Here is a 17,480-nt window from a genome sequence, read left to right on the forward strand (position 1 = left end):
TGTCAGAGTGAATGGACGATGCAGGTGCTCGCCTTGTCAGCCAGTGCGAACCAGGATCACGTACGCACGCCGATTATACTCGGAACAGCACTTGCGTCACACCAAAAATATACGATTTACTTATTATATATTGTAATGACGAAGTCTAATAAGTGGGCTTCTGTGTCAAGATCACCTGAAGGACAGGATGGCGCTCGATCTTCGGTCCGGCGGATCGCCTGCGCGCCGGCGACCCGACCGACGGTCCGCGGGCTTCCGTTCCGCCCGCCATGGCTGTGCCTGGGGAGGTGGCTTGGCGCTCGTCGCCAAACCTCGATAGAGGACGTCATGGAAACGCCTTCGACGGCACCAACCAGACGGAGCCACCATGGACCAGAATCCCCAGCGCCAGGACAAGCCGTGGCCGGCTTTCCTCGACTTCATCTTCAGCGCCAACATGACCGCCGGGACCATCCGCATGGTCGCCACCATCGCGGTGTTCGTGGCGGTGTTCGGGACGCTGTTCTGGCTGTTGGACTGAACGCTCGCCGCGCGGCGTCCCGGAGCCGCCGATGGCAGCATGCTGTCGCCGCAGCTGCCCGTTCCGCGCTAACGCGCCCGGCAAGGTCGCAGATCATAAAGGTCGCAAGGCAGGTCGGCCGGCAGTCTACACGCCGGCCGGCCGAAACAAGGCAACCCCGGGACAGGATTCCCGGAGTCGCCGCTGCTTGCTGCATCAGAAGCGGAAGGTGAAGTCCGCCCGAGCCTTGTTTTCCGACGCATCGCCGGAGAACTCGCCGTGATAGGACACGCCGAAATCCGCGCTGTCGCTGAGTTTCATGCCGACGCCGACGGAGAGCTTCGCCGCATCGCGGCCGATCGGCGCGCCCTCGACGGCGAAGTTGCCCCCGTCGGAAAACGCCACAAGGGTCTCCGGCGCCAGATCGCCGAAGGCATGGCGCCAGCCGGCCATGGCGTCGACGGTCATCGCGGTGCCTGCGAGATCGAAATCCCCCGAAGCCCTCAGACCCACCGTGGTGAAGGTGGCGTGAGCGTCGCTGTCGGTTGCCGAGAGCGCCGCGGCGCCGCCGGTTTCGGAGAAGTCGTCCGTCGACAGGATCGCATGCGACAGATTGGCGAAGGGCGACAGTTCCGCGGTTTCGCTCAATGCGAGGCCGTAGCTGGCCTCGCCGAAGAACTGCGTCACCCCGGCATCGTAGTCGGCCTCCAGCCTGTCGGAGAAGCCGCCGAAGCTGAGCGAGCGTTCCGTGTCGACCTGGCTGAAGCTGTAGGCGGCGCCCGCCTTGAACGACAGCTGGCCGACACCGGTGCTGCTGTAGATGCCGACGTGATAGCTGTCGATGTCGGCCGAGCCGGCGTTGCCGTCGCTGTCGAGGGACGAGCGTCCCCAGCCGGTCATCAGGCCGAGAAGCAGGTTGTCCGCGACATAGCCGTCGCCGCCGAAGAAGACGCCGCCGCCGTCCAGGTCATAGGAGGCGGTGTTGTCGTTGCCGTCGAACTGGCCGAGGGCGCCGTAGCCCGAGGTCCAGATGCCGGTATTGCCCGCGCTCATGCGGTCGAGAACCGTGTCGCTGACGATCCGGGAATTGGACAGCAGCGCCGACTGGACGCTGGCGTGCAACTCGCCCGAGACCTGGTCGAAGGCGTCGCGGGCTTCGGCTTCGTTCATGAACAGAACGGCGTTGTAGAGGGCGAGGCTGTCGGATCCCGCCGTCTGGTCGAGCGCGTCGAGCCCTGAGGCCGCGGCGCGCTGGTTGGCGGTCTGCGCCGCCGTGGCGAAGGCGTTGCCGCTCCATGTGGACAGGCGCAGCGTCACATCGGTCGGCGTGTAGAAGAGCTTCGAATCGATGAAGGCCGAGTCGATCAGCAGGCTGGCGAATTGCCCGGTCACGTTGCCCGCGGTGAGGAAGCTGTAGCTCTGTCCCGCCGCATAGCTGACCGTGCGATCGAGCACGATGGCGTTGAGCGTCGCGCCGTCGATCGCGGCGGTGCCGCTGACGATGGTGCGGTCGGAACTGCCGTCGCTGCCGAGTTCGAGGTCGTAGGTGGACCCGGAGGCGAGCGACAGGTCACCATTGACGGTGATCGTGCCGATCGAGTTGCCTGGCGACAGACGGCTGCCCCTGTCGAGCGTCACGCTGCCGACCGTGCCGGTGCCGCCGAGGATACCGTCGCTTCCGACATTGAATGCCCCGCCCCAGGAGCCGTCGACGGAGAAGCGTCCACCGCTGACGAGCGTCGTGCCGGTGAACTGCGAGCCGTCGCCGGTATAGACGAGATTGCCCGTGCCGCGCTTGTCGAAGCTGCCGGTGCCGGCGACGTCGTTGGCCATCGTGCTGTCGACGAGGGTGTTGACCACCAGCTGACCCGTCGCATCGACCTCGATGTCGCCGGTGCCGAAGGCCTGGCCGTTGGTGCCGACGAGCATGCCGCCGCTGACGCGAGTGCCGCCGGTGTAGGTGTTGAGGCCGGTCAGCATCAGCGTGCCGGTGCCATCCTTGGTCAGCTTGCCGCCGCCGCCGATGTCGTTGCGCCAGGCGTCGAAGGCGTTGAAGCCGTCGAGGCTCTTGTCCATGGTGACGGTGACGTCTTCCGGGAAGGCGCCGTAGCCGTCGGCCGCGGCGAACAGGTTGAGACGGCCGTAGCCCTCCGGATCGTCCATCACCGGCAGCCCGGATGGCAGGCCCGTCGTCGCCAGGACCGCACGGCGCTGGTCGGCCGTCAGATAGGGCATGCGGGTTTCCAGCAGCACTTCGGCGCCCTTGGGAACGTGCATCGGCTGGTCGGTAGCGCCGATCGGCGCGAAGCCATAGGTGAGGCGCCCGGCGACATAGGCGGCATTGGCATCGCGGTCGGCGAAGCGGTCGACCGACAGGTCCCCGCTATGGGCGGCGACATAGAGATCGGCCGCCGTCGCGGAACCGGTCTCCTTCATCAGCCAGGCCTGCGCCTGCTCATAGGCGTCGTGCTTGACGTCCTGCCAGTTGAAGCCCTCGTCGCCGTTCGCGCGGTTGAGGTTGTAGACGACGGAGGCGGTACCCAGCATGCGGCCGCCGATGACGTCGAGCGGCGAGTGCATGCCGGCGAGGATGCGGCTGTCGCCCATCGACACGGCGCGCGTCACGAGCTCCTGGAAGCGCTGCGGCACCATGTAGGCAAGGGCGAGCGTGTCGCGCCAGGCTTCGGCGGTATGACCGCTCGGGAAGCCGCCGTCGTTGATGGCCGTCGGACTCTTGGCCGGCTCCAGCGTCGGCGCGACGGAAACCTCGTCCGACCAGCGCCAGGGGCGGGCATATTTGAAGTAGCGCTTCGAAGGCTCGGTGGAGGCATGATAGCCCATCCGGCCGACGAGTTCGACGGCGATGCCGAGATCCTCGTTGCCATCCCACCAGCCGACGCCGTTGTTGTTGCCCTTGTCGTCATATTTGACCGTGGTGGCATCGTCGGCGACGCCGAGGATCGTCGTGTACTGCTTGCTGCCCCTGACCCAGGCTTCCTGGAGGGGCCCAAGTCCCGTCAGGACGCTGTAACCCTTGGCCCGGCGGTCATCGAGATAGGCGTCGGTCGCTTCCTGTTCGGTGCGATTGCGCGTCACGTCGATGACGTACTGGATGTTGTGGTCGTGTACGGCCTGGTTCAGGATCCTGCCATCCGTCGCGCTGCCGGGAATGCCGTCCCAGTCCGACTTCGGCACGGCCGGGAAGCCATAGCCACCGTTGATCGCGTTGTCGGCATCGACATAGGGCGTCCGCGGTTCCCAGATATCGAGAAAGCCGTCCAGCAGCCTGACCGCTGCGTTGGTTTCCTTCGTCGCATAGCGAGGGTCGTTGCGTTCGTTCGAATACCCGGTGTCCATGAACGCCGGGACATCCCTGTTCAGATACGCTTCCTGCGCCAGGGCGATGGAAGGGCAGACGGTGAGCAAGACGGCAAGTGCCGTCGAGACTTTGAGCTTCTTGATATCAGACAATGGTGGTGCCCCCTGAAAAGACTGCGTTAGGACAGTCAGGGAGGCTGCCTATACGGGCTCGGTAACATCGCCGTGACGTGACCAAGATGCTGATGGTGCTGAGGTTTTCCGGTACGCCGAAGCCGTCATGGTTGCGATGGCTTCAGTTGCGATTCTCAATCGCCGTCGAAAATCGACCGTCGGGCGATGCCGGGGGCGCCCTTGCGTTGCCGCCCCCGGAGTTCATCTCCGGCCCGAGCTCGGAGAGCGGCCGTCCCGGACACGCCCTGGCGGCGCCTGCCGGACGGAGCGACCACAAGAAAAGGGATGGCAGGCGTGCCCCGCCATCCCGTGTGGCTTGTTACTCGCCCGGCATCGCCGCGATGTCGCGGACAACGCCGTCGACGCCGGTGATGGCGCCGGCTTCGGTCGCCGCGCCCGTCTCCAGATCGACCGTATAGAGCGTGGTGCCGTTGACCAGCCAGGCGGTGTTGGTGCCGTCCTCGCTCGTCTGCACGTCGAAGGCGTAGGTGTCGGCCGGCTCGGCGATGCCGAACTTGCCGACGGCCGCCAGCGTGCCGTCATTCGGCGACGTCTGCTGGATCAGCGCGCCGATGGTGGCGTCGACGTCGTACATGGCGGTCGATTCCGGTTTGCCGAACGAGTTGATATAGGCGGCCGCCACGATCGCCGGCGCTTCGCCCGAATGCATGTCGGCGGCGTCGAAGGCGAGTTCGCCATCGACGGTGACCTCGCCGGTATCGACATTGACCCGGTGGTTGGTGGTGCCGGTCATGTAGCGCAGGCGGTCCGCCATCGGGTTGAAATCGACGACGACCGGCGCGTCGCCGATCTCGAGCGGCGTGTCCATGGTGGAGAGTTCGGTGGCCGCGCCCGTCTCCGGGTCGATGGTGACGATCGTGTTGTCTGCGGTGACGCCGATCAGCGTGTCGTTGGCCGGACGCCAGTCGATGCCGACCAGCCGGTCGACGCCCATGACCTCGACGGTCGCGCTCGCTGCCAGGTTGTCGGTGTCGAGCATCACCAGGGTCTTGTCCCCGGTCAGCCCGACGAGCGGTGCGGCGAGGCCTGCCGTGGTCGCGGCGAACAGGGCGGTGGAGGCGATCATCGCTGTTTTGACGGTCTGCATTTTCGTATCTCCCGGAAGATCGTTGAGGACAGCGGTCGACGGACGAGTTCCACCGACGCTTCCTGATGGGGAGACACGGCGCCACGCCGATCGGGTGCAGCATCAGCAGAATTTTTTCGACGTTTCGTGAGAGGGCGCCGCATGGCCGGGGTATTTTCGCGCGTCGCCGCTGCACCCGTTCCGCCCCGGCGCGTGTAACCACCACGGATGAAACGAGAACCGGACACCGCAAGGGAGATGATCGGTCGGCCGGCGCCGGTCGTCCCGGCCGCGACTTTTCTAAAGGGATCGCGTATTCCGGCAGTCTCGCCGGCTGCGACCGGTGGCCGTCCGCCTGAGAATTCGTGCAGGGCTGAAATGGGATTTGATCACGCGGCCGCCATCCTTGCCTGCGCTAGGGGACGCCATGAAGCGCTGAAGGCGCTCTACGACGAGGACGCCGCGCGCCTTCTCGGCATCGCGATGCGGATCCTGCGGCGGCGGGACGTCGCCGAGGACGTCGTGCAGGAGGTCTTCATCAGCGTCTGGCGCAAGGCCGACAGTTTCGACGCCGGGCGCGGCAACGGCCGGGCCTGGCTGTCGCGCATCACCCGCAACGCCGCGCTGAACAGGCTGCGGGCGATGCGCCCGACGGCCGAGCTGGACGAGGCCCGCCTGGACGAGGTGCCCGACGACGCCGACGATCCCCACGCGGCGCTGTCGCGATTAGAGGACGCCAGCCTGCTGAAGGCGTGCCTTGAGCGACTGGACGAGGCGAAGCGCAGGGCCATCCTCCTCGCTTATGTCGACGGCTGTTCCCAGACCGAGATCGCCGAGCGAATGGCCATGCCGCACAACACCGTCAAGTCGTGGATCCGGCGCGGCCTCCTCCTGCTTCGGGAGTGCCTGCAATGACCCGCCGGAAGGACGCGCGCACCGATCTTCGCGCCATGCTGGCCGTGCTCGGCCACGAGGGTCCCGTCGGGTCCGCCCGCCAGGCTGTCGACCCGGAAGCGCTGGCGCACTGGCAGGAGACGTTCGAGCCCCTGACCGCGCTCGCGCCCCCCGTCGAGCCTTCGCCGGAACTCTGGACCCGTATCGCGGCCGCGACCGCGCCGGAAGCCGCCGCGTCGGCAAGCGCTGCCGCGCAAGCCCGTCCCCGGCAGGTCGCCGCCACGCCGCTGTGGGAGCGCCTCTGGTCGAGCCTCGGCCTGTGGCGCTTCGCGACGGCGGCGCTCGCCGGCGTCGCCGCAGCCTTCCTGTTCTTCGCATCGCCGGAGACGGGCCCGACCGACCCCGCCGCCTATGTCGCGGTGCTGCAGGCGCCGGAAGGCGAGCGCCAGGCCGGCTGGATCGTCGAAGTGGCGGCGGACCGGAGCATCCGCCTCGTCGCGCTCGGGGATACGCCCATCGGCGAGAACCAGGCGCTGGAGTTCTGGACCAAGGCCGTCGACGCGGCGGGGCCGACCTCGCTCGGGGTGGTGCCGGGCAGCGGCGTGACCGAGATCCCCCGCGACGCGGTGCCGCCGATCGGGCCCGACCAGCTGTTCGAGATCACCCTTGAGCCGGCCACCGGATCGCCCATCGGCCGCCCGACCGGCCCGATCCTCTTCATCGGCCGCGCCAGCGCCGTTTAGCTGCCGCGCGGACCAGCTTCGCCGTGCCGCGGGCACGCGGACTGCGTGTCAGGAGCGGGAGACGGGTAGCATCGCCGGCTTGCCGCTGACGCCTCGATCGGGTGCCGGCTCAGCCCGGCGATCGCCGGCGATGCTTGTCAGCCGCGCTTTGGCTCCCGATAATTGCCGCAACTCGCTACCGATCCGACGGACCACCCCTTGCCCCATCTCGCCCTCTACAACTTCAACAATTTCCGCGTGCCGTCGCAGGAGCCCGCTAATCAAGGTTTTCACGACCGCAACGACGTCAACTTCGCGGCGGCGGAGCTGAGCGAAGGCTTCGTTGCGCGGTCCGGCCATCCGGACGAGCCGGGGCCGCAGAGCTGGGGCGAGCAGGTGTATCCGCGGTTCCATGTCGAGAACGGCGATGGCTGGGCGCCGGCGACGCTGTCGCTGTGGCGCGACCTGCCGGCGCTGTTCGCGTTTTCCTATGCCGGCATCCATGCCGAGGCGCTGCGCCACGCCCGACAGTGGTTCGACCGGCAGGCCTCGCCGCCTTACGTCCTGTGGTGGGTGGAGGAGGGGCATGTTCCGGACTGGCGCGAGGGCGTGGAGCGGCTGGAGCATCTGCACGATCACGGCCCATCGCCGCACGCCTTCGACTTCAAGCGGCCCTTCGATCCGGCGGGCAGTCCGACCACGGTCGATCAGGAGGCGGTAAGACGCTGCCGGGAAGCGAACGAACGGGCGCAGGTACTTCTGACCGATCCCGTGTAGCGATCGGGGTCATAGCTCCGAGAGAAGGCGGCGCGGCAACCGGCCGCCGCCTCCCTTGCCCGATCCGCGCGACCTTACTCCGCCGGCACTGCCTCGCCGGCCGGCTTGGCCGGCGGCGCGACCGTGCCGCGCGGCCGGTCGTTGCGCGCCAGCAGCTTGTAGAACAGCGGGATGAAGAAGATCGCGACGAAGGTCGCGGCCAGCATGCCGCCGATGACGCCGGTGCCGATCGAGTGGCGGCTGGCCGAGCCCGCGCCGGTGGAGATCGCAAGCGGCACGACACCGAGGATGAAGGCGAGCGACGTCATGATGATCGGCCGGAAGCGGAGCTTGGCGCCTTCCAGCGCGGCATCGAAGGCCGACAGGCCCTCGGCCCGCTTCAGCACGGCGAACTCGACGATCAGGATGGCGTTCTTGGCCGCCAGCCCGACCAGCGTCACCAAGCCGATCTGGAAGTAGACGTCGTTGTCGAGGCCGCGAATGCTGATGGCAATGAGGGCGCCGAGCATGGCGAAGGGCACCGCCAGCAGCACCGCGATCGGCAGCGACCAGCGCTCGTACTGCGCCGACAGGATGAAGAACACCATCAGGATGCCGAAGCCGATGGCGATCAGCCCCGTGCCGCCCGAGGCGATCTCCTGGTAGGCCGAGCCCGTCCAGGCGACCTGGTAGCCGGGCGGCAGGCTGGACGCCGCGATTTCCTGCATTGCCGCCAGCGCCTGGCCGGAGGAGTAGCCGGGGGCCGGACCGCCCGAGACCTTCGCCGCGTTGAAGGCGTTGAACCGCTCGATCAGGTCAGGGCCGACCACGCGTTCGACCGTCAGCAGCGTGTCCAGCGGGATCATCGAGCCGTTGGAGGCCTGCACATAGACGAAGCGCAGATCGTCCGGCTTCTCGCGGAAATCCGATTCCGACTGCAGCGACACGCGATAATTGCGGCCGAGCAGGGTGAAGTCGTTGACGTAGAGCGAGCCGAAGGTCGACTGCATGGTCTCGAAGATCGACGAGATCGGCACGTTCAGCGCCTTGGCCTTCTGGCGGTCCACGTCGATCTGGTACTGCGGCACGTTGGCCGCGAAGGTGGTGCGTACGCCGGCAAGCTCCGGCCGCTCGGCGGCAGCTGCGACGAGCGCGTTGGTCGCCTCGATCAGCGCCTGCGCCCCGGAATTCTGGCGGTCCTGGACGAACAGGTCGAAGCCGCCGGTGGTCGACAGGCCCTGGATCGGCGGCGGGTTGAAGGCCAGCACCATGCCGTCCTCGATGCCGGCATTCATACCGATGAACGGGCCGACGAGACTGCGGGCATCGAGCGAGGGATCCTCGCGGTCCGCCCAGTCCTTGAGGCTGACGAAGGCAACGCCTGCGCTGGATTTCTGCGTGCCGGCGAGAAGGTCGAAGCCGGCAAAGGCGGTGACGTCCTGCACCGCCGGGTGCTGGCGGAGATTGGCGCTGACCTGTTCCATCACCTCGGTCGTGCGCGCCAGCGAGGCGGCCGGCGGCAGTATGGCGATGACGAAATTGACGCCCTGGTCCTCGTCGGGGACGAGCGAGCCGGGGATCGTCTGGAACAGATAATAGCTGCCGCCGAGGACGCCGGCGAACAGCACCAGCGCCAGCACCGCCCGGCGCATGATGAAGGCGACGCCCGCCCCATAGGCGTTGGTCAGCTTGTCGAAGCCGCGGTTGAACCAGCGGAACGGCGCCCAGGGCTCGGAATGGGTGTTCTTGAGGAGGACGCCGCACAGGGCCGGCGTCAGCGTCAGCGCGACGATGCCGGAAATGGTGACGGACACGGCGATGGTCACCGCGAACTGGCGGTACATCGTGCCGGCGAGGCCGCCGAGGAAGGCGACTGGGATGAACACGGCGCACAGCACCAGCACGATGGCGATCACCGGCCCGGCGACCTCGGTCATCGCCTTGGCGGTGGCGTCCTTGGCGTTGAGCCGCTCCGTGCGCATGATCCGCTCGACATTCTCGAGCACCACGATGGCGTCGTCGACGACGATGCCGATCGCCAGCACCAGGCCGAACAGCGTCAGGAGGTTGATCGAGAATCCGAGCGCGAGCAGCACGCCGAACGTGCCGATGATCGATACCGGCACGGCGATCATCGGGATCAGCGTGGCGCGGAAGCTCTGCAGGAAGACGAAGACGACGATGAAGACCAGCACCATCGCCTCGATGAAGGTGATCACCACCTCCTCGATCGACGCCTCGATGAACTTGGTCGTGTCGTAGGGGATGGCATAGGCGATGCCGCTCGGGAAATTGCCCGAAAGCTCGTCCATCCGGGCCCTGACGCCGGCCAGCGTGTCCAGCGCGTTGGCGCCGGGCTGCAGGTAGATGCCGATCGGCACGGTCGGGATGCCGTTGTAGGTGGCGTTGAAGCCGTAGTCCTGCGCCCCGAGCTCGACCCGCGCGACGTCCTTGAGCAGCAGCGAGGCGGCGTTGGCGTCCGAGCGCAGGATGATGTTCTCGAAGGCCGCGGCGTCGGGCAGGCGCCCGGCCGTGGTCACCGAATAGGTGAAGGCGAGGTCGCTGTCGGAGGGCTCGGCACCGAACTGGCCGGCGGCGAACTGGGCGTTCTGGTCGCGGATCGCGGTGGCGACGTCGCCGGGCGTCAGGCCGTAGGAGGCGAGCGCGTCCGGGCGCAGCCAGATGCGCATCGAATAGTTGCGGGCGCCGAAGAGCTGCGCCTCGCCGATGCCCGGCAGCCGCTTCAGCTCGTCGAGGACGTTCAAGAGCGCGTAGTTCGACACGTAGGTCGCGTCGTAGCGCGGGTCCTGCGACGACATGGTGAGGACCGCGAGGATCGACGAATTCTGCTTGGCGACGGTGACGCCGAGGCGCTGGACCTCCTGCGGCAGCGACGCGTTGGCCTGCTGCACGCGGTTGTTGACGTTGATCGTCGCCTGGTCCGGGTCGGTGCCGCTGGCGAAGGTCACGGTGATGGTCGCCGAACCCGTCGAGGAGTTCGTCGACTGCATGTAGAGCATGTCCTCGACGCCGTTGATCTGCTGTTCGATCGGCGCGGAGACGGTCTGGGCGATGGTCTCGGCACTGGCGCCCGGATAGGAGGCGCGCACCTGCACCTGCGGCGGCACCAGCTCGGGATACTGCTCGATCGGCAGCGAGGTGATCGACATGATGCCGCCGAGCACGATCAGGATCGAGATGACCGCCGCGAAGATCGGCCGGTCGACGAAGAAGCGGGCGTTCACTGGCCGGTCTCCGCACCGTTCTGCTCGTCGCGGGCGGCCTGGCCGTCGGGGAGGGCGGTCAGCGGCACGGGCGGGCCCGCCGAGGCGTCTGCCGACGCGGTCTCGGCATCGCTCTCCAGGGCGCTGCTGTCCCCGGTGGCCGGCGCTGCGTCCTCGGCTGCCTCCGGTGCCTCCGGCGTTCCTGCTGCCGGCGGCTCCGCCGCGCCCTCTTCGGGCCCGGCGCTCGCTTCTGGCGCGTTTGCGGGCTGGCCGCCGGCGGGCGCCTCCTCTGCCTCGTGCGGCGCAACGGGTGCGTTCGGACGGACCTTGACGACACCCTCGACGATCACCCGGTCGCCGTCCTGGAGGCCGTCGGCGAGCAGCAGCGAGCCGTTCAACTCGCGGTCGACCCGCACCGGCCGCACTTCCGCGACGTTCTCGGCATTGACCGTATAGACGAAGGTGCCCTGCGGGCCCTGCATCAGCGCCTCGGTCGGCACGGTGACGGCGTTCTCGACCGACAGCCCTTCGAGCTGCAGCCGCACGAACTGGCCGGGCAACAGCTTGTCGTCCGGGTTGGGCAGCACGGCGCGCGACAGGATCGTGCCGGTCTGGGAATCGATCGAGGTGGAGGTGAAGTCGATCGTGCCGCTCTGCTCGTAGGTCGCGCCGTCACCGAAGGCGATCGTCACCTTCAGGTCGGAGGGGTTGGTGCCGCCCTGCAGCCGGCCGCTGTCGATCAGGTCGCGGATCGAGGCCGCCTCGCGGTCGGCAGCGGAGAAATTGACGTAGATCGGGTCGAGCTGGCTGATCCGGGTGAGCAGATCGCCGGTGCTCAGCAGGCTGCCCTCGGGCACCTGCTCGAGGCTGGTGATGCCGCTGACCGGCGCCTCGACCGTCGCATAGCCGAGCGACAGCGTTGCCGTGCGCAGCTGCGCCTCGGCGGCGGCGACCTGCGCGGCCGCGAGTTCGCGCGCCGAGACCGCGTCGTCGAGCGCGGCGCGGCTGGAGGCGCCGCTCTGCGCCAGCGTGCGGGCGCGCTCCTCCGTCCGCTGGGCCTGCCCGAGCTGGGCCTCGGCCTGCATGACTTCCGCCTTCGCCAGCGCGACCTGCGCCTCGTAGGGCGCCGAATCGATGCGGAAGAGCAGGGTTCCCTGCGCGATGCGGGCGCCCTCTTCGAATTCGCGCTGCAGCAGGATGCCGCCGACGCGGGCGCGGACCTCGACCTCGCGCGACGCGGCGACCCGGCCGGCGTACTCGTAGGTCACCGGCAAGGTGCGGCTCTGGATCGTCATCACCGTGACGGCGGGCGGGGGCGTCTCGCCGCCGCCTTGTGCATGAGCCGGCACGCCGGCGGCCACGAGCAGGCCCGTCAGGGCCGCGATCCGAAGGAATGCTCTCGATCCGGACATTCTTAATCACTTTCCGGCCACAGCGGCCCCGTCCTCTTGCATTGCAGCATACATACAGCCATAAATGTATCTGAGCAAGGGAGGCACATGTGCGACGCACCAAGGAAGATGCACTGCTGACCCGCGAGGCGATCCTCGATGCGGCCGAAGCGCGCTTCTACGATTTCGGCGTCGCTTCCACCACCCTGTCGCACATCGCCGCCGCAGCCGGCCTGACGCGTGGCGCGATCTACTGGCACTTTCCCAACAAGCTGGAACTGTTCCGCGCCATGCACGAGCGGGCGAAGCTGCCGCAGGAAGCGTTCTTCAGCGACGGATCGCCCGGCGCGCGGCGATCCCTGGAGGAACTATACACCAATTCAATCGAGGCGTTTCGTCATCTGGAGCGCGACGAACGGGCGCGCCGGGTTCTGACCATCCTGCTGCTGCGGTGCGAATACGTCGGCGAGATGCAGGACGCGATGATGCGGCGCACCGACGCGGACAACGCCATGCACCGCACCATCACGGCGATCTTCGCCGCCGTCCAGTATCGCGGCGAGCTGAAGCCGGAATGGAAGCCGGAGATCGCGGCGACGGCCTATGTCTGCGCCGTCGGCGGTGTCATCCTGGAGTGGCTGCGGTCGGAGCGGGGTTTCGACCTCGTCACGGTGGGCGGCAACGTGGTGCGCAGCGTGATCGTCGGCTTTGCCTGTCCCGGGGCACCGGTTGCTTGCCTGGAGGAGAATTCGTTCGCGGCCGAAGCGGCGCGCGGCGGCGAGGATCAGGCGGTCGCCCGAAGCTGATCGGGCCGGCGGGGGAGCCGGCGCGGGTGATTTCTTTTCCGCATCGGCAGATTATTGGAATGCCTGCCGCTGACCTTGAGCCGATGAGGTTCTATGTAGCGGCGGCCTGCCTGGCTTGTCGTGCCCCGCGAGGCGTCGCCTGCCGCGGAATGAAAGGACGTGTTCGATGAATTCTCTCGCCGCTCAGTCGGAACCGACGCAGGAGCCCGCCTTCCCGATTCCGGCAGGTGTCTTTGCCGAGCGCGTCACCGCCGTCCGGCACTACACCGACACGCTGTTCTCGTTCCGGATCACCCGGCCGCAGAGCTTTCGCTTCCGCACCGGCGAGTTCGTCATGATCGGCCTGCCGAACGCCGAGAAGCCGGTGTTCCGCGCCTATTCGATCGCCAGCCCGTCCTGGGACGAGGAGCTGGAGTTCTTCTCGATCAAGGTGCCGAACGGCCCGCTGACCGAGCATCTGCAGAAGATCGCCGTCGGCGACACGGTGCTGATGCGCAAGAAGTCGACCGGCACGCTGGTCCTCGACGCGTTGATCCCCGGCAAGCGGCTGTTCCTGTTCTCCACCGGCACCGGTATCGCGCCCTTTGCCGGAGTCGTCCGCGATCCTGAAACCTACGAGAAGTTCGACCAGGTGATCCTCACCCAGACCTGCCGCAGCCAGGCGGAACTCCGCTACGGCCGTGACCTGGTGGAGAACGCGCGGTCCGACGAGCTGATGAGCGAGTTCATCGGCGACAGACTGCTGTTCCACACCAGCGCCACCCGCGAGGGCGAGACCCGCGGCCACCGCATCACCACGCTGATCGAGAACGGCCAGCTGTTCGAGGCGCTGCAGATCCCGCCGCTCGATCCCGCCACCGACCGCGCGATGATCTGCGGTTCGATGGCGATGCTGAAGGACACCGAGAAGCTGCTCGACGGCCTCGGCTTCGAGGAGGGCGCCAACAACAAGCCCGGCACCTACGTGGTTGAGCGGGCGTTCGTGGACTAGACGAGCCACGACAAGCCATTATGCTGCACGCGAGAGCATCCTGGGCTATGTTGAGGTGCTGGTCGTAGTGGGTGTCTCGGGTCCCAGTGAAGGGTCTGAAATGACGTCTGATACCAAAGCAGGCGGAACTGCAAGGCCGGGGAGGCTTGCCGCGGGTTCCGGCAAGGACCGGCAGACGGCCGGTGCAATGGCGACGCGAGACAGCCGCAACGGCAAATTCGTCGAGCGGCAAGTTCTCGGCCCGGATGGGACTGTCCGCACGAGGATATCTCGCGACGTCATCTACGAGGCTTTGGCCGACTCCGCGTCCCGTAAAAAACGTTAGTGAAGTGCCGGGGGAGCATTCCACCGCATTCGAACAGATCGTGAAGCTCGACGATCTCGATGAAGATGTTGTTGGCCATTTGGCCTATGCCTACTACAAGCGAGACAAACGGGACCTCGCACTGAAGGGCGACCTGACCGAGGAAGCGCTGGCTCGCCACCACCTCACTCTGACGCCGCGATTGATCCACCAGTACCGAGAAAGTGCCTTGCTTCGGCTCGAGAGCTACGCGGAAGCGGTTCTCGACAGGTCGCGCCCGGAAATCCAGGAAGCGACCCGCATCGATGCGATCCGCGGCGTCGAGGAGCGATTGAGCGAACGCATCCGTTCGGCAACCGCATGGTGGCAGACGATCATCTGGAACGTCATCGCCTGGCTCATCTCCCTGGCCATCACCTTTCTCGTACTCACATCGACCGGCGCGATCACGATCAACGTCGGCAGCGCTTGACACGCCGGCCGCGTCTCGGCACGCCGCGAGGATGACCCACGCTCCCCATTCCGGCCTGAAAGTCCTCGAACTCGCCCGCATCCTTGCCGGTCCCTGGATCGGCCAGACGCTTGCTGATCTCGGTGCCGACGTGATCAAGGTCGAAAGCCCCGCCGGTGACGACACGCGCGGCTGGGGCCCGCCTTTCGTCGAGCGGGGCGGCGAGCGGACGGCGGCCTATTTCCACGCCTGCAACCGCGGAAAGCGATCGGTGGTGGCCGATTTCGCTACGCCGGAAGGGCAGGCGCTGGTGCGAGGCCTCGCGGCCGAGGCCGACGTGCTGATCGAGAACTTCAAGGTCGGCGGGCTCGCCCGCTTCGGCCTCGACTACGACAGCCTCAGGGCGATCAACCCGCGGCTGGTCTACTGCTCGGTCACCGGCTTCGGCCAGGACGGGCCCTATGCCGGCCGCGCCGGCTACGACTTCATGATCCAGGGCATGGGCGGGGTGATGAGCCTCACCGGCGAGCCGGGGGGCGAGCCGCAGAAGATCGGCGTCGCCTTCGCCGACATCTTCACCGGCCTCTACGGCACGATCGCCATCCAGGCGGCGCTTGCCGACCGGGCGCGGACCGGGCAGGGGCAGTATGTCGACATGGCGCTGTTCGACTGCATGGCCGGCGTCCTCGCCAACCAGGCGCTGAACTATCTCGCCTCCGGCATCGTGCCAAGCCGGCTCGGCAACGCCCATCCCAACATCGTGCCCTACCAGGTGTTCCCGGTCGCCGACGGCCATCTGATCATCGCCTGCGGCAACGACCGGCAGTTCGGCCGGCTCTGCGCCGTGCTCGGCCGCGATGACCTCGCGCTCGACGAACGCTACCGGACCAACGAATCCCGTGTCGCCAACCGCGAGAGGCTGGTCGCCGCGCTGACGACGGCGACGGGCGCGTTCCAGCGCGATGCGCTGCTCGCGGCGCTGGAGGCGGTCGGGGTGCCGGCCGGGCCGATCAACGACGTCGCGGAGGTCTTCGCCGACCCGCAGATCGTCCATCGCGGCATGCAGATCGCGCCGGCAGGGCTGCCCGGGGTGCGCACGCCGATCCGCTTCGGCGAGGCGGGGCTGACGCTGGACCGGCCCGCGCCCAGCCTCGGCGAGCATCAGGGCGCGCGTTTCGGCGACGGCGGCGGCAAGGGGGACCGCTAGCCGCTCCGGCGGTTCCCGGTGAGGTCCTACAGCTGCGACTCGATCGGCAGGAAGCCGATGATCGCGACCGCCATGCGCCGCCAGATCGTGGTCTCCGGGTCGCGGCGTTGATCCCGCCCCTCCGGCCCGTCGTGCCAGGCCAGCGAGCCGTTCTTCAAGGTCAGGCGATAGCTGCTCTGCGGCGCCATCTGCTCCATCATCACCGCCCGCACCTCGCGGGTCAGCGCAGCCTGCCGGAAGAGCACGCCCATCTCGGTGTTGAGCGAAACCGAGCGCGGATCGAAGTTGAACGAGCCGATGAAGCCGAACTCGCCGTCGACGGTGAAGGCCTTGGTGTGGAGGCTCGCCGTGCTCGAGCCGAACAGCGAGATGTCGTCCCGCCGACGCCGGGGCCGCAGCTCGAAAAGCGCGATGCCGCCCTGCAGCAGCGCCGCCCGGTAGTTGGCATAGGCGCCGTGCACCGCCGCGACGTCGGTCGCCGCCAGCGAGTTGGTCAGGACGGTGATAGCGACGCCCTTGGCCGCCAGATCGGACAGCCGCCGCACGCCCTCGTAGCCCGGAATGAAATAGGGCGAGACGATCTCCAGATGCGAGCGGGCAGACAGCACCACCGGGTTGATCTCGTTCCACAGCCAGTTCTTGTGGCCGCGTTCGTGGGCCTTTTCCGGCGGATCGGAGATCACCCGCGCCTCGGGCGTCCAGTGGAAGGCCGGGGCGTCGCGGAGCATCGTCTGTGCGTCGCCTTCTTCGACGACCCGCTTCATGTAGGGCGCCGCGCGCTCGGTCGTGATCAGATCGCCCCACCGCTCCTTGAGGGTCGGCAGGTCCTGCCTGCCGTAGCGCGCCAGCTTGCGGATCGGCAGGACGGCATTGCTGTTCCAGAAATCGTCGAAGACGGCAGCCGCTTGTTCGACCACCGGACCGACCGCCAGAAGGTCCAGGTCGCGGAAATTCGCCGTCTCGGAAGCGTCGAAATACGCGTCGCCGACATTGCGTCCGCCGACGATCGCCAGCCTTCCGTCGGCGATCCACGCCTTGTTGTGCATGCGCCGCGTGGCACTGAACGGGCGCAGCAGCGTGTCGACGCCGCGATGCAGCGCGTTCGACCGGCTCTTGGCCGGGTTGAACAGCCGCACCTCGACATTGGGATGGCGGTCGAGCGCCAGGTAGCTGCGATCCTTGCCGCGCGTGTTGATGTCGTCGAGGAGCAGCCGCACCCGCACGCCGCGATCGGCGGCACCGATCAGTTCCTTGGCAAGCAGTCCGCCGGTCAGGTCGTCCAGCCAGTAGTAGTATTGCAGGTCGAGACTGCGCCCCGCGCTGCGGGCGGCGAGCACCCTGGCGGCAAAGGCTCTCGTGCCGCCGGAGACCAGCATCAGCCCGCTCTCGCCCGGATGTTGGCGCAGCATCGCCGCAACGTCCCGGTCGAGCGTCGTCGCATCGTCCTCGGGCGGCAGCGCGAAGGACGGCGCGCCGAAATCGACATGCGCAACCCGGCCGAAGGCATAGAAGAACAACAGGACCGCGAGGCCCAGAACGACGACGCATCCCGCGATGATGGCGACGATGCTCACCGGGTCACTCATTCCTGCGGTCCATTCCCGTTTTGCCGCGATGCACGCGGCTGTGAGGGAACATGGGACTCCCGCGCTCGTT

General features: G+C 67.5%; 13 protein-coding genes. 8 read left to right on the forward strand and 5 right to left on the reverse strand.

The window, feature by feature from the left end; genetic code table 11:
* Nucleotides 1–367 precede the first annotated feature (367 nt).
* Nucleotides 368–520, forward strand: coding sequence for a hypothetical protein (locus tag GGR03_RS15815; protein ID WP_183209719.1), 153 nt, complete (start codon nt 368–370; stop codon nt 518–520).
* 195 nt (nt 521–715) lie between these two features.
* Here the strand turns inward: GGR03_RS15815 and GGR03_RS15820 are convergent, their stop codons facing one another.
* Together GGR03_RS15820 and GGR03_RS15825 are read right to left on the reverse strand one after the other, a co-directional pair.
* The gene (locus tag GGR03_RS15820; RefSeq protein WP_183209720.1) at nt 716–3,970 is read right to left on the reverse strand and encodes an autotransporter domain-containing protein; all 3,255 of its coding nucleotides are present in this window, start codon (nt 3,968–3,970) and stop codon (nt 716–718) included.
* Between the two features lie 340 nt (nt 3,971–4,310).
* Nucleotides 4,311–5,099, reverse strand: coding sequence for a DUF4394 domain-containing protein (locus tag GGR03_RS15825; protein ID WP_183209721.1), 789 nt, complete (start codon nt 5,097–5,099; stop codon nt 4,311–4,313).
* 357 nt (nt 5,100–5,456) lie between these two features.
* Here GGR03_RS15825 and GGR03_RS15830 point away from each other — a divergent pair, with 357 nt between their 5' ends.
* From GGR03_RS15830 to GGR03_RS15840, 3 genes are all read left to right on the forward strand, one after another.
* On the forward strand, nt 5,457–5,993 hold the full coding sequence (locus tag GGR03_RS15830; protein WP_183209722.1) for a sigma-70 family RNA polymerase sigma factor: 537 nt from the start codon (nt 5,457–5,459) through the stop codon (nt 5,991–5,993).
* A complete protein-coding gene (locus tag GGR03_RS15835) occupies nt 5,990–6,715 on the forward strand; it encodes an anti-sigma factor (protein ID WP_183209723.1) in 726 nt (241 codons plus the stop codon). Before GGR03_RS15830 ends, GGR03_RS15835 begins: the two co-directional genes overlap by 4 nt.
* Before the next feature lie 198 nt (nt 6,716–6,913).
* Entirely contained in the window at nt 6,914–7,471 is a 558-nt protein-coding gene (locus GGR03_RS15840) for a DUF3291 domain-containing protein (RefSeq protein WP_183209724.1), read from the forward strand.
* A gap of 74 nt (nt 7,472–7,545) precedes the next feature.
* Here the strand turns inward: GGR03_RS15840 and GGR03_RS15845 are convergent, their stop codons facing one another.
* Both GGR03_RS15845 and GGR03_RS15850 read right to left on the reverse strand, forming a co-directional pair.
* Nucleotides 7,546–10,695 (reverse strand): multidrug efflux RND transporter permease subunit, encoded by a 3,150-nt coding sequence (locus tag GGR03_RS15845; RefSeq protein WP_183209725.1) that lies wholly within the window; start codon nt 10,693–10,695, stop codon nt 7,546–7,548.
* Nucleotides 10,692–12,086, reverse strand: a complete 1,395-nt coding sequence (locus GGR03_RS15850; protein WP_183209726.1) for an efflux RND transporter periplasmic adaptor subunit — start codon at nt 12,084–12,086, stop codon at nt 10,692–10,694. The genes GGR03_RS15845 and GGR03_RS15850 overlap by 4 nt, the downstream gene beginning before the upstream one ends.
* Nucleotides 12,087–12,175: 89 nt before the next feature.
* Between GGR03_RS15850 and GGR03_RS15855 the strand changes: the two genes are divergently transcribed.
* The 4 genes from GGR03_RS15855 (at nt 12,176) to GGR03_RS15870 (ending at nt 15,824) form a co-directional block, all read left to right on the forward strand.
* Complete coding sequence (locus GGR03_RS15855; RefSeq protein ID WP_183209727.1) at nt 12,176–12,871, forward strand: TetR family transcriptional regulator; 696 nt, start codon at nt 12,176–12,178, stop codon at nt 12,869–12,871.
* 166 nt (nt 12,872–13,037) lie between these two features.
* Complete coding sequence (locus tag GGR03_RS15860) at nt 13,038–13,862, forward strand: ferredoxin--NADP reductase (RefSeq protein ID WP_183209728.1); 825 nt, start codon at nt 13,038–13,040, stop codon at nt 13,860–13,862.
* Nucleotides 13,863–14,227: 365 nt separating this feature from the next.
* Nucleotides 14,228–14,638: a hypothetical protein gene (locus GGR03_RS15865; RefSeq protein ID WP_183209729.1), complete on the forward strand. Its 411-nt coding sequence runs from the start codon at nt 14,228–14,230 to the stop codon at nt 14,636–14,638.
* 31 nt (nt 14,639–14,669) lie between these two features.
* On the forward strand, nt 14,670–15,824 hold the full coding sequence (locus GGR03_RS15870) for a CaiB/BaiF CoA transferase family protein (protein ID WP_183209730.1): 1,155 nt from the start codon (nt 14,670–14,672) through the stop codon (nt 15,822–15,824).
* 26 nt (nt 15,825–15,850) lie between these two features.
* On the opposite strand, the gene GGR03_RS15875 is transcribed toward GGR03_RS15870, so the two are convergent.
* The gene (locus GGR03_RS15875; RefSeq protein ID WP_183209731.1) at nt 15,851–17,410 is read right to left on the reverse strand and encodes a phospholipase D family protein; all 1,560 of its coding nucleotides are present in this window, start codon (nt 17,408–17,410) and stop codon (nt 15,851–15,853) included.
* Between the last annotated feature and the right edge of the window lie 70 nt (nt 17,411–17,480).

Origin of the sequence: Aurantimonas endophytica, from assembly GCF_014196845.1 — a bacterium.
Classification (GTDB): Bacteria; Pseudomonadota; Alphaproteobacteria; order Rhizobiales; family Rhizobiaceae; genus Aurantimonas; species Aurantimonas endophytica.

What these genes read in the sequence shown, in the direction of transcription:
- GGR03_RS15815 (WP_183209719.1), top strand. Translation starts at nt 368, where the DNA reads ATGGACCAGAATCCCCAGCGCCAGGACAAGCCGTGGCCGGCTTTCCTC.
- GGR03_RS15825 (WP_183209721.1), bottom strand. Translation starts at nt 5,099, where the DNA reads ATGCAGACCGTCAAAACAGCGATGATCGCCTCCACCGCCCTGTTCGCC.
- GGR03_RS15830 (WP_183209722.1), top strand. Translation starts at nt 5,457, where the DNA reads ATGGGATTTGATCACGCGGCCGCCATCCTTGCCTGCGCTAGGGGACGC.
- GGR03_RS15835 (WP_183209723.1), top strand. Translation starts at nt 5,990, where the DNA reads ATGACCCGCCGGAAGGACGCGCGCACCGATCTTCGCGCCATGCTGGCC.
- GGR03_RS15850 (WP_183209726.1), bottom strand. Translation starts at nt 12,086, where the DNA reads ATGTCCGGATCGAGAGCATTCCTTCGGATCGCGGCCCTGACGGGCCTG.
- GGR03_RS15860 (WP_183209728.1), top strand. Translation starts at nt 13,038, where the DNA reads ATGAATTCTCTCGCCGCTCAGTCGGAACCGACGCAGGAGCCCGCCTTC.
- GGR03_RS15870 (WP_183209730.1), top strand. Translation starts at nt 14,670, where the DNA reads ATGACCCACGCTCCCCATTCCGGCCTGAAAGTCCTCGAACTCGCCCGC.
- GGR03_RS15875 (WP_183209731.1), bottom strand. Translation starts at nt 17,410, where the DNA reads ATGAGTGACCCGGTGAGCATCGTCGCCATCATCGCGGGATGCGTCGTC.